Origin of the sequence: Aeromonas sp. 97A (genome assembly GCF_051919185.1) — a bacterium.
GTDB classification, from domain to species: Bacteria; Pseudomonadota; Gammaproteobacteria; order Enterobacterales; family Aeromonadaceae; genus Aeromonas; species Aeromonas veronii.
The window spans coordinates 1214960-1231201 of record NZ_JBQBFF010000001.1; the positions used below are offsets into that span (position 1 = coordinate 1214960).

The window sequence follows — 16242 nt, forward strand, 5'->3', positions numbered from 1 at the left end:
AGGGACGTATATAGCGTGTTGGTCGTTCGAGGCCCACCTTGGCAAGGTTCTTCGCCAACGCCCCTCTTCAGGGGGCGTGCACGTTTGGGCTGTCGGCCCCCACAAGAGTAAGATGGTCCTTTTCGGGGCTGGCTAGCCCGGCATGCAGGCGCACAGGCGCCAAAAAGGCAGAGTAATGAGCACAAAGATCAATATGGCGGCGCTGGTGGGATTGATCCTGCTCACCGCCATCTGGAGTTACAGCTGGATCGTGATGAAGCAGGTGATGCTCTACGCGGGAGCCTTCGAGTTCACCGCCCTGCGCTGCATGTGCGGATCTCTGGTCTTGTTGTTGGTATTGGCCATGCGCGGTCGCCGTTATCTCAAACCCACCCCGTTTCGCTATACCCTCGCCATCGCCCTGTTCCAGACCTGCGGCATGGTGGGGTTGGCACAGTGGGCGCTGATCAGCGGCGGGGCGGGCAAGGTGGCTATTCTGAGCTACACCATGCCGTTCTGGGTGGTGATCTTCGCGGCGCTCTTTCTCGGCGAGCGGATGCGCAAGCTACATTATCTGGGGTCGGGGTGGCTGCCTGCGGCCTACTGCTGGTGATCGAGCCCTGGCAACTGCACCTGGATTCCATGAAGAGTGCGCTGCTGGGGATTGCCTCCGGTATCTGCTGGGGGATCAGCGCCATCATCGCCAAGCGGATGTATGCCCGCCACCCCGCGGTGGATCTGATGTCCCTCACCACCTGGCAGATGATCTACGCCACCATGGTGATGGCACTGGTGGCGGCGCTGGTGCCGGAGCGACCTATCGACTGGCAGCCCTATGTGTTTGGTGCGCTCGCCTACAGCGCCATCTTCGCCACCGCCATCGCCTGGAGTCTCTGGCTGTTTGTGCTGAAAAAGCTGCCGGCGGGGATTGCCAGCCTCAGCACCCTGGCGGTGCCGGTAACCGGCGTGCTGCTCTCCTGGTGGCTGCTGGGAGAAAACCCGGGGCCGGTGGAGGGGAGCGGCATCGCCCTTATCGTACTGGCGCTGTTGGTGATTAGCCGCAAGGGCAAGCGCTCCGTGGTATCGGTGGCGGGGGAGACCCGTATCAAGCACGGCTGAGCCGATTGTCAGCGAAGAGATATAAAAAGGCCCGCCATCATGGCGGGCCCTTCTGGTTTTAAGAACACTCTCTTATCTGCGCTGGGCCAGATGCATCATGGCTTCCAATACGGCGCCGCCGATGGCGCGTGCCTTGTCAGAGACGGTGGTGGCATCGGCGCGCTCGCCACGCGGGTCGATGTCACCGATCTTGAAGCCGACGGTCACCTCGATGTCATCGCTGAGCAGACCTCGCACCATGCCGGAGAGCGGCGCGATAATGGGGGTATCACCTACATGGGCGATCACATCCCCTTCCTGTACCAGATCGCCGAGCTTGATCAGGCTCTTCATCACCCCGGGGGCGGGGGCGCGCACCACCCGGCGGGCGGAGTGCCCCTCGATCACCCCGGGAATGCCGGTATTGGGCTGGGCGGGGCCCTGATAGATGACCCGCCCCAGATGGTGACCGCGGTTGGTCTCGATCACCGCATCGCAGTCGCGCCCCGCCTCAAACCCCGGGCCGAGGGCTACCGTAATGGGGGCCATCTCCTTGTGGGTGCCTAGGTTCTGCTTGGCGAGGATGGCATCCACCAGATAGCGGGGCTTGAACTCGGCGAGGGTGGCGCAGTCGGGGTCAACCAGCAGCGGAATGATGCCCCTATCCAGCTGCTCGAACGCTTGCTCAACGCTCTCGACCCGCTTGGCGCGCACACCCTCGACACTGGTTTCGCCATCAAACATCCCTTGAGCGAAGGCGACGGTGCGGCGGATCACCGTGGGCTTGTCGAGATCCAGCATCACCACCTTGAAGCCGGCATTGTGCAGGCGCAACGCGACGCCGGTGGCGATATCGCCGGAGCCACGCATCACCACCAGCTGATCCCGCTTGAGGCGCACGTCATCCTGCATTAGCCCACCCGATTTGCCGTTTTTCACTTGCAGCAGTTCGGCGAGGATGCTGATGGCGATCTCCTCGGGGGTTTCGGCTCCGATGTTGTAACCGATGGGGGCGTGCAGCCGCTGCAACTGCTCCTGACTCACCCCTTGCTGGCGCAGCGCCTGTGTGAAGGTCTGTACCTTGCGCTTGCTGGCGAGCAGCCCCAGATAGGCGAGGGGACGGCTGATGAGGCGATCCAGCGCCTCCTTGTCCTGATGGTTGGTGGCGATGATGACGAAGTTGGCGGGCTCGATGGCCAGTTTATCGATCACCGCGCTGATGGTATCGGCCTGCACCAGATGGGTACCGGCGGGGAAGAGGTCAGGGTTGAGGCTCCCCTCGAAGCAATCCCCTACATGGACATCAAAGCCGAGCGGCGCCGCAGTATGGGCCACAGCCCGGTTGACGTGGCCGGCACCAATGAGCACCAGCCGTGGTCGCAGACCATAGACATCGATATAGACCGACATGGCACCACCGCAATCCGATCCGACCGCATGCTCACCGTTGCGTGCCATCCGGCCGTGGAAGATGCGCGGCTTGCGCTCGGCAATGGCGGCCATCGCTTCCTCGATCACCAGCCGCTCGATCATGCCGCCGCCGATGGTGCCGAGGATCTGGCCATCGGCCATCACCAGCATCTGGGCCTGATGGCGGGGGGTGGAGCCACGGCTCTCGATGATCTGGGCCATGGCAAAGGGAGTGTTCTCCTGTTCCAGTCGGGCTGCGTGTGAAAACAGATTCATAAGGTACCTCTTCTTATCCTTAAACCATCATGGGCGAGGCGGCTGAGCCTCATCCTGAGCGAAGTAACCGAGTGCGTGGCGAATGGGCTGTGGCTCGCGAACCGCCCCCTGCCAGATGGCATGGATCTCGGGGTGGCGGCTATGCAGCTTTATCAATTCATCGAGCCATGACGCCTCATTTTGATAATCCCCATTGATAAACCAGATCCGGCGCGCCTTGGCCGGGGTGCCCTTGAACAGCCCCTCGGGGTGGGAGAGCAGCTGGTGAAACAGGGCCCAGTCGAGGGGGTCACCGGCCTCTATCCCGCACAGGGCCTGAAGCTCTGCCCAGCGGTGGATCTGCTGCGGGTCGGCCTTGGCCCCCACCATGGCGCCGCCCGTCAGGGCGATCACCCAATCACTGCTTTGGGGAATGCAAGGTTCGTGCAAAGCGGGCACTTTCAATAACTTGTGATGGGCGCCATCCGCTTCGACCAGGATCAGATCGAAGCGCTGCTGTCCCTTGATGAGATCAATCTGCTGGGGCGTGGGGCCCGCCACCTTTCCGGTGCGCTCGTCGAGATGGCTGAACAGGGCAACCAGCGCCGGGCCATCCGGTAGCGTCTGACAGCGGGTAAGTTGACGAACGGGATCCGTCTCGATAATCAATTCCCGATAGTGTGATGGGGCTGGCAGAAACATTCGGGTGGTGGTGGTAATTAGCACCCTTTTACCCTGTTGATAAAAATATTCCGCCAGCCAGAACAGGGTGCTGGTTTTTCCGCCGGCACCACAAAGGCTAATTAGCGTGGTATGGTTGTCACTATTTTCAAGCAGTGGATTTAAAAGCGAACCAATATCCGGAAACGCGTGAATAACAGAGTGTGGCAAGGACATGGCAATGACCGAAATAAATAGCGAGGTGAATGAAAAGGTGCAGGCTCGGGGGCGTGAACAGTGTGACTGTATAATTACCGCAGCAGGTTTGTCATCCCGCATGGGGGCATGGAAAATGATGCTACCTTATGGCTCGGGGACAATTCTTGATGCAAGTCTCAAAAATGCCCTGGCCTTCTGTTCCCGGATTATTTTGGTCGTGGGCCATCGCGGGGCCGAGCTCGCTGCCTGTTATGGGAAGCGCCCCGACATTCTCATCGTCCACAACCATGACTATGAGTTGGGGCTGGGCAGTTCCATCCGCTGCGCCCTGGCGGCCAGCGATGCTGACTACCTCTTTATTAGCCACGGGGATCTGCCCTGTATCCCGCGCGAGGTCTATCAACAGTTGTGGCAGGAGCGCGGAGAGCTCGCCCTGTTCCCGAGCTTTGAGGGGGAGGCGGGTCATCCGGTCTTGCTGCCAAAATCCCTCGCAAGAGCGCTGGCTGCCGCGCCGGCACAGGGTTCGGTGCGCCGCTGGCTGCTGCAACGCCCCTATCGCACCATACCGGTCGAGAGTCCTGCCATCCTCTTTGATATCGATACCCCCGAGCGCTATCAGGCGCTGATCCGCGGCGAACTGGAGCTGCGTTCTGCCGACGAGTTTACGACCGAGCAGGGCTGAGTCGCATCGTTGGGGCCCACCTCCCTCTGCGTGCAATGGCAGCCAGCGGGGCGGTAACGCCGAGTCATCTCGCAGCCTTTGGATAAACCGAAATAGCGACAACCGCCTTTTATATGGCAGTGACTTTTAAGCCAGCCCCGGCCATATTCGCCGGGGTTTGCTTGCGATAATGCTGGATGATTTTTACCCTATCAAAGTGATATTTATCGCTGCCGATTTGATACTTTTCATTTTTCTCTGGCATTGCCTTGAATAAAATTTCAAGTGAGTGAGAACCACTCTCATTAATCATAATGGCAACATGCCAAACCGCCTTCATTAATTCGAGCCATCTCACGCTTTTACCCTAAAAAATAGTTTTGCCGATGGAGTGGCCTGATAGTTGCTCTTCTCCTTGCCAAGGGGGAACACCCGTGCGGGATACCCCATTTATTCATGCTGCCAATGGGCAGAACAGCTGCAAGGAGATAGCCATGGGCGATATTATGCGACCCGTTCCGTTCAAGAACCTGCTGACCCGTATTTTTGCGGAATATAAAGAGAGTCAGAGCATTTTCGGTATTCCCGCCGCGCAATTCTATCGCAAGCAGGACGAGCGCAAGATCAAGGTGTTCGGTGAAACCTGCGAGACCCCCATCGGCCCGGCAGCTGGCCCCCATACCCAGTTGGCCCAGAACATCGTCACCTCCTGGCTGACCGGCGGGCGCTTTATCGAGCTCAAGACGGTGCAGATCCTGGACCGTCTCGAACTGGAAAAGCCCTGTATCGATGCCGAGGATGAGTGCTTCAACACCGAGTGGTCCACCGAGTTCACCCTGCCCAAGGCGTTTGACGAGTATCTTAAAGCCTGGTTTGCCCTCTACCTGTTAGAAGAGGTGTTCGACCCGCGCCTCGACGGAGAGGCCAAGTCCTTCATCTTCAACATGAGCGTGGGGTACAACCTCGATGGCATCAAACAGCCACCGATGCAGCAGTTCATCCACAGTCTGATGGATGCAAGGCAAAGTCCGAAATTTGCCGAGTACCAGCAGGTGCTGCGCGAGCTGGTGGCCGACGAGCAGTTTATCGCCGAGCTGGGACTGGGGGCGCGGCGCGATCGCCTGCAACAGCTGGTGGATCGCATCCCGGCCAATCTGGTGCACGGCGTCACCCTCTCCACCATGCACGGCTGCCCGCCCAACGAGATTGAGGCCATCTGCCGCTACATGCTGGAAGAGAAGGGACTCAACACCTTCGTCAAACTGAACCCGACCCTGCTGGGCTACCCGCGGGTGCGCGAGATCCTCGATACCTGCGGCTTTGATTACATTGGTCTGAGCGAAGAGTCGTTCGATCACGACCTCAAGCTGGATCAGGCCAAGGCGATGCTGACCCGCTTGATGGCGCTGGGCGCCGAGAAGGGGCTCACCTTCGGGGTCAAGCTCACCAACACCCTAGGCACCATCAACCGCAAAGGGGCGCTGCCGGGGGATGAGATGTATATGTCCGGCCGTGCGCTGTTCCCGCTCTCCATCAACGTGGCCGCCGTGCTGTCCCGCGCCTTCGATGGCAAGCTGCCCATCTCTTACTCCGGTGGTGCCAGCAAGTTCAACATCGCCGAGATCTTCGAGACCGGTATCCGTCCCATCACCATGGCCACCGACCTGCTGAAACCGGGTGGCTATCTGCGCCAGATCGAGTGCCTCAAAGAGATCGACGCCTCTGACAGCTGGGGCATGAGTCAGGTGGATGTGGCCAGGCTGGAAGCGCTTGCCGCCAAGGCGCTCACCATGGATTACACCCAGAAGGAGTGGAAGTCCGAGGATCGCATCGAAGTGGGTGGTGGCCTGCCGCTGACCGACTGCTACGTGGCGCCCTGCGTCACTGCCTGCGCCGTGCATCAGGATATCCCCGAGTACATTCGCCTGATGGGCGAGGGGGAGTATGTCGCTGCGCTAGAGCTGATCTATCAGCGCAACGCCTTGCCCGCCATCACCGGCCATATCTGCGATCACCAGTGCCAGTACAACTGCACCCGTCTCGACTACGACAGTCCGCTCAATATCCGTGAGCTGAAAAAAGTGGCGCTGGAGCGCGGCTGGGAAGGGTACAAGGCCCGCTGGCACAAACCGGCAGGCAGCGGTGACAAGCACCCGGTTGCCGTAATAGGTGCAGGCCCGGCAGGTCTCTCCGCCGGTTACTTCCTGGCCCGCGCCGGCCACCCGGTCACCGTGTTCGAGCGCGAAGCGGATGCCGGTGGCGTGGTCAAACACATTATCCCCGAGTTCCGCATCCCGGCCGAGCTTATCCAGCACGACATCGACTTTGTCGCCGCCCACGGGGTCAAGTTCGAGTTTGGTTGCGATCCGGCGCTCACCGTCGACAAGCTGCACGCCCAGGGCTTTACCTATGTCTTCGTCGGCATCGGCGCCGACAAGAATGGCGGCATGCGCCTCGAAGGTGGACATGATCGGGTCTACAAGTCCTTCAACTTCCTGCGCAGCTTCAATCAGGGCAAACCGCTGCCGCTCGGCCGCCATGTGGCGGTGATCGGCGCCGGTAACACCGCCATGGACTGCGCCCGCGCCGCCCTCAAGGTGCCGGGTGTCAGCGATGTGACCGTTATCTACCGCCGCAGCGAAAAAGAGATGCCCGCCTATCGCGAGGAGTATCTGGAAGCGGTGGAGGATGGGGTGAGTTTCTGCTTCCTCACCAATCCGGAGCGCTTTGAGAAAGATGGCAAGCTCACGGTGCGGATGATGGCGCTGGGGGATCCTGACGAGCAGGGCCGCCGCCGTCCGGTGCCCACCGAGCAGACCGAAGTGATGCAGATGGATGCCCTGATCACCGCCATCGGCGAGCAGCCTGACTGCGAGGTGCTCAAAGCGATGGGGATTCCCCTTGGCAGCGATGGCTGGCCCGAGGTGGATGGCCAGACCGGCGAAACCAGCCGTCGCAACGTTTTCCTCATCGGTGACGTGCAGAGTGGCCCGTCCTCCATCGTCGGTGCCATCAGTGGTGCCCGCCGCGCCGCGGATCTGGTGCTCTCTCGCGAGCATATCGCCAGCCAGCAGAGTGACGTAGCCATCCAGCCGTCTGGCAAGGATGAGATCTACCGCCGCAAGGGGAGCATCGCCGTCACCATGGTCGACAAGAACGAGCGTGATGCCTTCGTGGCGCAAGAGGCGCACCGTTGCCTCGAGTGCAACTACCTCTGCAGCAAGTGCGTGGATGTCTGCCCCAACCGAGCCAACGTCGCCATCGCGGTGCCGGGCTTCAAAGACCAGTTCCAGACCCTGCACCTGGATGCCTACTGCAACGAATGTGGCAACTGCGCCCAGTTCTGCCCGTGGCAGGGCAAGCCCTATCAGGACAAGGTCACCATCTTCAGCCTGCCCGAGGACTTCGACAACAGCCGCAACCCCGGGTTCTATCTGGCTGACGGTGGCGAACTGCGGGTGCGTCAGGATGGCGAGACCTATCGCCTGACCATAGACGCCCAGAGCCGGATCAAGGATGCGCCAGCAGCCCTTGGCGACATGTGCCGGATCATCAGCCATGTCCATGCTCATCACCACTACCTGCTGGGGGCCGTCGAGGCCTGAGCGAACCACGAATAAGCGAAGGAGCAAACCATGTTTATTCTGAAGAACGTCACCGCTGTCCAGCTGGAGCCGACCCGGGTGCTGGAAGGGGTGGATATCGCCATCGAAGGCACCCTTATCAAAGCGGTGGGGCCCAATCTGCGGGCCCTCTACCCGGAGGCCAACTATCGGGAGATGGGGGGCAAGCTGGTGATGCCGGGCATTGTCTGTGCCCACAACCACTTCTACTCAGGCCTGTCACGGGGGATCATGGCCAACATCGCCCCCTGCCCGGACTTTATCTCCACCCTGAAAAACCTCTGGTGGCGGCTCGATCGGGCGCTCGATGAGGAGTCCCTCTACTACAGCGGTCTCATCTGCTCGCTGGAGGCGATCAAGAGCGGTTGCAGCGCGGTGATCGACCACCACGCCTCGCCCAACTTCATCAAGGGCTCCCTGAATGTGCTGCGCAAAGGGTTTGTGGAGGTGGGTCTGCGCGGCATGACCTGCTTCGAGACCACGGATCGCAATAGCGGCCTCGCCGAGCTGCAGGCCGGGGTGGAGGAGAACATCCTGTTCGCCCAACAGATCGATGCGGCCAAAGTCAAGGGGAGCGAGCCCTATCTGGTGGAGGCCCATATCGGCGCTCACGCCCCCTTCACCGTACCTGACGAGGGGCTGGCCATGCTGCGCGAAGCGGTGCAGGTCACCGGTCGTGGTCTGCATATCCATGTGGCGGAAGACCGCTACGACATGACCCACGGTCACCACCACTACGGCAAGGAGCCCATCGCCCGGCTGGACGAGTTTGGCCTTATCGACAGCAAGACCCTGATCGCCCACGGCATCTACTTAAGCCCGGCCGACATCGAGCTGCTCAACAGCCGCGATGCCTTCCTGGTACATAACGCCCGCTCCAACATGAACAACCACGTGGGCTACAACATGCACCTGCCGGAGTATCGCAATCTGGCACTTGGCACCGATGGTATCGGCTCCGACATGCTCGAAGAGCTCAAGTTCGCCTACTTCAAGCACAAGGATGCCGGTGGCGCGCTCTGGCCCGACAGCTTTGCCCGCTTCCTCTGGAACGGCAACACCCTGCTGGAGCGCAACTTCGGCGCCAAATTTGGCCGCCTGGAGCCGGGCTACAAGGCCGACCTCACCATTTGCGACTACGATGCACCGACCCCGCTGGCGCCGCGCAACCTCGGTGGCCATCTCGCCTTCGGCATGGGATCGAACAGCGTCAACAGCGTGATGGTGGAGGGGCGCATGGTCTATCAGGATCGCGAGTTCCCGTTCGATGTCGCGCCCATTTATGAGCAGGCCAGCAAGGTGGCGAGCCGCCTGTGGCAACGGATGGATCAGCTGGCCTAAGGCCACCTTCCACAGTTTTGGACCGGATTGCCCGCCCTGTGGATCTCCCTGGCGGCGGGCTGCAAGAGTAAGGACGACACATGATTGAGCAATTCTTCCGACCCGAGCAACTGGGTCAGGCTTTGGAACTCAAGGCCAGCTTCGGCAACGACGCCGTCTACATGGGGGGCGGCAGCAAGCTTAACGCCGCTCCGACCCGCACCGACAAGAAGGTCGCCATCTCGCTGGACAAGCTGGGACTGAACCAGATTGAGCAGCAGCACGGCCAGCTCCATATCGGCGCCACCGTCACCCTGCAGACCCTGAAAGATGATCCCCGTACCCCGGCCGCCCTGTGCGACGCGCTGGGGTTTGTCTACTCCCGCCATCTGCGTAATCAGGCCACCATTGGCGGAGAACTTGCCTGCCAGCAACAGGACTCCCCCTTACTGCCGGTGTTGCTGGTGCTCGAAGCCGTGGTGGTGCTGGAGAACAACCTGCTGCAACCCATCGACGCCTACCTGGCGGGTCAGCGCAATGCCCTGGTGCTGGGCGTTGTGCTGCCGGAGCCCGAACTGCGCTGCGCCACTCGCCGCATCAGCCGCAATGCCGATGGCTTGGCGGTGATGACCGCAGCCGTGGCCCTCGACAGCATTGGCGAGATGCGGGTGGCCGTCGCTGGCGTCACCCCGCAGCCGATGCGCCTGCGTGATCTGGAGCGCCGCGAACTGCACGATGCCGCGCTGGAGGCCGCCGTAAGCGAGCTGATTGCGCCCCGTGAGGATCTGGCGGGCAGCGTGAGTTACAAGCGGTATATCACCGGCGTGGTAGTGGCGGATCTGCTGGTGGATTGCCAGCAGCAGGAGGTGCAAGCATGATGGAACTCAACTTTACCCTGAACGGTGCCCTGCGCACCGTCATCTGCAAGGCTGGTGACAATGCCCAGCGGGTGCTGTTCAACCAGTGCCGGATGCACTCGGTGCGCAACAGCGACGACGGCTTCGGCTTCGCCGGCTCCGACGCCATTCTCTTCAACGGCAAGGTGATCAACGCCTCCCTGCTGATCGCCGCCCAGCTGGATGGATCCGACGTGCGCACCGCCGAGTCGCTGGGCAGCTGGAACCAGCTCAGTCTGGTGCAGCAGGCGATGGTGGATGTGGGCGTGGTGCAGTCCGGCTACAACGATCCGGCCGCCGCGCTCATCGTTACCGACCTGCTTGATCGCCACCCCGAGCCCACCCGTGATCAAATCGACGATGCCCTCTCGGGCCTGTTTCACCGGGACGGCGGTTATCAGCAGTTTTATCAGGCCATCGAGCTTGCCTGCTCACGGATGAAGGATCCCGATTACCTGTGCCAGATCGCCCCCGAGTTTCGCGACGATTTGCGCCATATCGGCAAGAGCTGTCCGAAATTGGATGCCGCCAAGATGGTGCAGGCCAAGCCCTGCTATGTGGAGGATCGTGTTACCGAGGATGCGCTGATCATCAAGATGCTGCGAAGCCCCCATCCCCATGCGGTGATCACCAAACTCGATGTGAGCCGCGCCGAGGCGCTGCCGGGGGTGGTGCATGTCATTACCCACCTCAACTGCCCGGATGTGTTTTACACCCCGGGTGGCCAGAGTGCGCCCGAGCCGTCACCCCTCGATCGCCGTATGTTCAGCTGCAAGGTGCGCCACGTAGGTGACAGGGTCGCCGCCGTGGTGGCCGAGAGCGAAGCCATCGCTTTGGCGGCGCTCAAACTCATCGAGGTCGAGTATCAGGTGTTGCCGGCGGTCATGAGCATTGACGAGGCGATGGCCCCCAATGCGCCGCTGGTCCACGACGAGCCCATCGTCTACATGGCCGGTGCGCCGGCGGATCTCGAGCAGCAGAACGCCTGCTCGGTACGCCGTGGCGACGAGCACATGATCATCAACTTCCCCATCGGCTCCCGCCCGCACGAGAACCTGGCCGCCAGCGTCCATGGCCAGATCGGTGATGTGGCCAAAGGGTTTGCCGAGGCGGACGAGATCGTCGAACGTACTTACGAATCGACCCAGGCCCAGCAGTGCCCGACCGAGCCGCACATCTGCTTCACCTACATGGATGGGGAGCGTCTGGTCATTCACGCCTCTACTCAGGTGCCGTGGCACGTGCGCCGTCAGGTAGCGCGCATCGTCGGCCTCAAGCAACATCAGGTGCACGTGATCAAGGAGCGGGTAGGGGGCGGTTTTGGCTCCAAGCAGGACATCCTGCTGGAAGAGGTGTGCGCCTGGGCGACCAAGGTGACCGGCCGTCCCGTTACCTTCCGCTACACCCGTGAAGAGGAGTTCATCAGCAATACCTCTCGCCACGTGGCCAAGGTAAAGGTGAAAGTGGGGGCCAAAAAAGATGGCACCATCACCGCCATCGAGATGGATTTTCGCGCCAACACCGGCCCTTACGGCAACCACTCATTGACGGTGCCAAGCAACGGCCCGGCGCTCTCCCTGCCGCTCTATCCGTGCGACAACGTGCGCTTTACCGTCAATACCTACTACAGCAACATCTGCCCGACCGGCGCCTATCAGGGCTACGGCGCGCCCAAGGGCAACTTCGCGCTGACCATGGCCATTGCCGAACTTGCCGAAAAACTGGGTATTGATCAGCTCGACATGGTGGAGCACAACCGGGTGCACGAAGGGGATATCCTCAAGGTGCTCGGTGCCATCGGCGAGGGCAAGATGCCTACCTCTGTGCCCCACGCCGCCAGCTGCGCCCTCGAGCCCATCCTCAAACAGGGTCGCGAACTGATTGCCTGGGATAGCCCCAAACCCGCTGACGGGGATTGGCGCATCGGCCGTGGTGTCGCCATCATCATGCAAAAATCGGGGATCCCGGACATCGATCAGGCCAACTGCATGGTCAAGCTGGAATCTGACGGCACCTTTATCGTCCACTCCGGTGGCGCCGATATCGGCACCGGCCTCGATACCGTGGTGGCCAAGCTGACCGCCGAGGTGCTCGGTTGCCCGCTCAGCGATGTGCACGTCATCTCTGGCGATACTGACCATGCGCTATTCGACAAGGGGGCTTACGCCTCGTCAGGTACCTGCTTCTCCGGCAACGCGGCCAAGATGGCGGCCGAGAACCTCAAGGCTAAGATCCTGTTCCACGGCGCTGCCATGCTGGGCGAGCCGGTGGAGGATGTGGAGCTGGTTCACCCGGGCATAGTGCGCGGCAAGCAGGGGGAGGTGAGCCTCGCCAAGCTGGCCCACAAGGCGGAGACCGGTACCGGCTTCGGTATCCTCGTGGGCACCGCCAGCTACATCACCTCTGAGCTTGCCTTCCCGTATGGGGCCAACTTCGCCGAGGTGGCGGTCAACGTCAGAACCGGCGAGATCCGCCTCGACAAGTTCTACGCCCTGCTCGACTGCGGCACCCCCATCAACCCGGAACTGGCCCTCGGCCAGATCTACGGGGCGACCATGCGGGCCATCGGCCACACCATGAGCGAGGAGATCTGCTACGACAGCAAGGGCATCCCGCTGACCCGGGATCTCAAGAGCTATGGCGCGCCCAAGATTGGCGACATTCCGCGCGATTTTCGGGCCTTCCTGGTGCCGAGTGACGACAAGGTTGGCCCCTATGGCGCCAAGTCCATCTCGGAGATCGGGGTGAACGGGGCCGCGCCCGCCATCGCCACCGCCATCCACGACGCCTGCGGTGTCTGGCTGCGCAAGTGGCACTTCACGCCGGAACAGATCCTGCGCGAACTGGGCAAGCTGGAGCAAAAAGTGTCGGCATAACAAAAGAAAAGGTGAGGGGCGGGTGAAAGCTCGCCCCCAGCGCCTGACGGCGGAATGAGTACTCCGCCTCCATTCTGTGTGATGGGACAAACACGATGTCTAAAACAACACGCAAGCACTCTGATCTTATTTACGAGCTGGAAGACAAACCCCCGTTTTATCAAACCTTGATGGGTGCAGTGACCCATCTGCTGGCGATTTTTGTTCCCATGGTGACCCCGGCGTTGATTGTCGGCGGCGCGCTGGGCCTCTCCACCGAGACCACCGCCTATCTGGTCTCCATGGCGATGATCGCCTCCGGTATCGGCACCTGGTTGCAGGTGAACCGTTATGGCCCCATCGGTTCGGGGCTGCTCTCCATCCAGTCGGTCAACTTTTCCTTCGTCACCGTGATGATCGCGCTCGGCGGCGCCATGAAAAAAGATGGCATCCATGAGGAGCTGATCGTCTCGACCCTGCTCGGGGTCTCCTTTGTCGGTGCCTTTCTGGTGATGGGCTCCTCCTTTGTGCTGCCCTACCTCAAGCGGGTGATCACCCCGACCGTGAGCGGTGTGGTGGTGCTGATGATTGGCCTGAGCCTTATCAAGGTGGGGATCATCGACTTTGGCGGCGGCTTCTCCGCCATGAGCAGCGGCACCTTTGGCAAATATGAGAACATCGGGCTGGGGCTCTTGGTGCTCTGCGTCATCGTCGCCTTCAACTGCAGCCGAAGCCCGCTGCTGCGGATGAGCGGCATCGCCATCGGCCTGATGGTGGGCTATGCGGTGGCCCTGATGCTTGGCATGGTGGATTTCTCCGCCCTTGAGGACCTGCCGCTTATTACGGTGCCGATCCCGTTCAAGTACGGTTTCTCCTTCGATTTTCACGCCTTTATGTTGGCGGGCACCATCTATCTGTTGAGCGTGCTGGAGGCGGTGGGGGACATCACCGCCACCGCCATGGTCTCTCACCGGGATATTCAGGGCCCCGAGTTTCAAAAGCGGCTCTCCGGCGGCGTGCTGGCGGACGGTCTGGTATCGGTGATCGCCTCGGCCCTCGGCTCTTTGCCACTCACCACCTTTGCCCAGAACAACGGCGTCATCCAGATGACCGGGGTGGCGTCACGCCATGTGGGTAAGTTTATCGCCGTCATTCTGGTGCTGCTGGGGCTCTTCCCGGTTGTGGGGCGCTTCTTTACCACCATACCGTCACCTGTGATGGGGGGCGCCATGGTCATCATGTTCTCGATGATCGCCATCGCCGGTGGTCGCATCATCATCAGCCACGGTTTCGATCGGCGGGAGACCCTGATTGTCGCCACCTCGCTGGGTCTTGGGCTCGGTGTCTCCTATGACCCGAACGTCTTCAAGGTGCTGCCTGCCGGTATCTACATGCTGGTGGAGAACCCCATCTGCGCCGGCGGCATCACCGCCATCATCATGAATCTGGTGTTGCCGCAAAGCCGCAAACGCAAGGCGGCCGTCAGGGATGCAGAGGCGGTTGAAGTGATCCAGCTGAGCGACAAGCCGGATGTGATCTTTACCGCCCGCAGTGCGGGCCTGTCATCGGCCAGCAAGGGGGAGGGTTCACCAGAGCCAGTGCCCGGGCAGGCGGTGGCGCCACAAGTGGAACGGATCTGACGGTTAAACCGGCAAAAAACGTCAACAGAACAAGAAAAACAGGGAAACGGTTATGAAAAACGACAACTCTGTCAAAGCGGTACGCGGCAGCTTCTTCGATATCACCCGGGTGGTGGATCAGCCCGAGGAGATTGAGTCCAACGCCCGCCTTATCGAGGATGGTCTGCTGATCATTCGCAACGGCTGCATCGACTGGTTCGGTGAGTGGGAGGAGGGGAAGGCGCGTATTCCGGCCGAGGTGCGGGTGCGGGATTATCGCGGCAAGATGATAGTGCCGGGCTTTGTCGATACCCACATTCACTATCCCCAGAGCGAGATGGTGGGGGCCTATGGCGAGCAGCTGCTGGAGTGGCTCAACCGCCACACCTTCCCGGCCGAGCGGCGCTACAACGATCTCGAATATGCCCGCGAGATGTCCACCTTCTTTATCAAGCAACTGCTGCGCAACGGTACCACCACGGCGCTGGTGTTCGGCACCGTTCACCCCGAGTCGGTAGACGCCCTGTTCGAGGCGGCTAGCCGCATCAATATGCGGATGATCGCGGGCAAGGTAATGATGGATCGCAATGCGCCCGACTATCTGCTCGACACCGCCGAGAGCAGCTATGTGCAGAGCAAGCAGCTTATCGAGCGCTGGCACGGCAATGGTCGCCTGCTCTATGCCATCACACCACGATTTGCACCCACCTCGACACCCGAGCAGCTGGCGATGGCGCGGCGACTGCGCGAAGAGTTTCCCACCACCTATCTGCACACCCATCTGTGCGAGAACAAGGACGAGATCGCCTGGGTAAAATCCCTCTTCCCGGCGCACAAGGGTTATCTCGATGTCTATCACCAGCATGGGCTGACCGGCCACAACTGCGTGTTTGCCCACTGCGTCCATCTGGAAGAGCAGGAGTGGGATTGCCTGAAGGAGACCGGCTCCACCATCGCGTTTTGTCCCACCTCGAATCTTTATCTCGGCAGCGGTCTCTTCAAGCTGCACAAGGCGTGGCGCAAGCAGGTGAAGGTGGGGATGGGCACCGACATCGGCGCCGGTACCACCTTCAACATGCTGCAGACCCTCAACGAGGCCTACAAGGTGATGCAGTTGCAGGGCGAGCGGCTCTCGGCTTATCAGGCCTTCTATCTGGCCACCCTGGGCGGCGCCCATTCGCTGGGGCTGGACGAGAAGATCGGCAGCTTTGCGGTGGGCAAGGAGGCGGATTTCGTGGTGCTCGACCCGGTCGCCACCCCGCTGCAGCAGCTGCGTTATGACAACTCCACCACCCTGCGCGACAAGCTTTTTGTGCTGTTGACCCTAGGGGATGACAGATCCATCTACCGCACCTATGTGGATGGCCAACTGGTGCATGAACGGGGGTAGGGGCTGGAGTGGGCTGCCGCGGCGCAGCCCCGACGAATACGGTGGCTGGCGTGCCCCACAGGGGCGCCAGTCTTGCCGCACCACAGGGGATCTCCCCGCATAGAACGTGAAATGGCCCGGTTTTTTTGACCAGCAAGGCAAACGTTTGAGTCAAGGCTGCCTGCCCTGGTCTGTCTGTCGCATCCTCTGCCGCCATCGCCTGTTTTTTTATCAAACTGGCGCGAGGCAGACCCGCAGATCCTGTCGCCATTTCGTCA

General features: G+C 61.1%; 10 protein-coding genes and 1 pseudogene. 8 read left to right on the forward strand and 3 right to left on the reverse strand.

Features of this window, described 5'->3' with window-relative positions; genetic code table 11:
• The first annotated feature begins 175 nt into the window (after nt 1–175).
• Nucleotides 176–1098 (forward strand): annotated as a pseudogene (locus ACTG27_RS05525) (DMT family transporter).
• A gap of 72 nt (nt 1099–1170) precedes the next feature.
• On the opposite strand, the gene yqeB reads toward ACTG27_RS05525, so the two are convergent.
• Together yqeB and yqeC are read right to left on the reverse strand one after the other, a co-directional pair.
• Nucleotides 1171–2763, reverse strand: coding sequence for a selenium-dependent molybdenum cofactor biosynthesis protein YqeB (gene yqeB / locus ACTG27_RS05530; protein ID WP_439979251.1), 1593 nt, complete (start codon nt 2761–2763; stop codon nt 1171–1173).
• Between the two features lie 27 nt (nt 2764–2790).
• The gene (yqeC, locus tag ACTG27_RS05535; protein ID WP_139408273.1) at nt 2791–3639 is read right to left on the reverse strand and encodes a selenium cofactor biosynthesis protein YqeC; all 849 of its coding nucleotides are present in this window, start codon (nt 3637–3639) and stop codon (nt 2791–2793) included.
• Between the two features lie 4 nt (nt 3640–3643).
• On the opposite strand from yqeC, the gene mocA reads away from it, so the two are divergent.
• On the forward strand, nt 3644–4303 hold the full coding sequence (mocA, locus tag ACTG27_RS05540) for a molybdenum cofactor cytidylyltransferase (protein ID WP_439979253.1): 660 nt from the start codon (nt 3644–3646) through the stop codon (nt 4301–4303).
• A 109-nt stretch (nt 4304–4412) separates the two neighbouring features.
• Here mocA and ACTG27_RS05545 read toward each other — a convergent pair whose 3' ends face one another.
• A complete protein-coding gene (locus ACTG27_RS05545; RefSeq protein WP_152598294.1) occupies nt 4413–4640 on the reverse strand; it encodes a hypothetical protein in 228 nt (75 codons plus the stop codon).
• A gap of 136 nt (nt 4641–4776) precedes the next feature.
• Between ACTG27_RS05545 and ygfK the strand changes: the two genes are divergently transcribed.
• From ygfK to guaD, 6 genes are all read left to right on the forward strand, one after another.
• Nucleotides 4777–7887 carry a putative selenate reductase subunit YgfK gene (gene ygfK, locus ACTG27_RS05550; RefSeq protein WP_439979255.1) on the forward strand — a complete coding sequence of 1037 codons (3111 nt, stop codon included), beginning with the start codon at nt 4777–4779 and terminating at the stop codon, nt 7885–7887.
• A gap of 30 nt (nt 7888–7917) precedes the next feature.
• Nucleotides 7918–9246, forward strand: coding sequence for a putative aminohydrolase SsnA (gene ssnA, locus ACTG27_RS05555; RefSeq protein WP_439979256.1), 1329 nt, complete (start codon nt 7918–7920; stop codon nt 9244–9246).
• A gap of 80 nt (nt 9247–9326) precedes the next feature.
• Nucleotides 9327–10103, forward strand: coding sequence for a molybdopterin-dependent oxidoreductase FAD-binding subunit (ygfM, locus tag ACTG27_RS05560; RefSeq protein WP_193859224.1), 777 nt, complete (start codon nt 9327–9329; stop codon nt 10101–10103).
• A complete protein-coding gene (locus ACTG27_RS05565) occupies nt 10100–12997 on the forward strand; it encodes a molybdopterin-dependent oxidoreductase Mo/Fe-S-binding subunit (protein ID WP_439979257.1) in 2898 nt (965 codons plus the stop codon). The genes ygfM and ACTG27_RS05565 overlap by 4 nt, the downstream gene beginning before the upstream one ends.
• 95 nt (nt 12998–13092) lie before the next feature.
• Nucleotides 13093–14616, forward strand: a complete 1524-nt coding sequence (locus ACTG27_RS05570) for a nucleobase:cation symporter-2 family protein (protein WP_439973962.1) — start codon at nt 13093–13095, stop codon at nt 14614–14616.
• Between the two features lie 52 nt (nt 14617–14668).
• Complete coding sequence (gene guaD / locus ACTG27_RS05575; RefSeq protein WP_040069820.1) at nt 14669–15985, forward strand: guanine deaminase; 1317 nt, start codon at nt 14669–14671, stop codon at nt 15983–15985.
• Nucleotides 15986–16242: the final 257 nt, after the last annotated feature.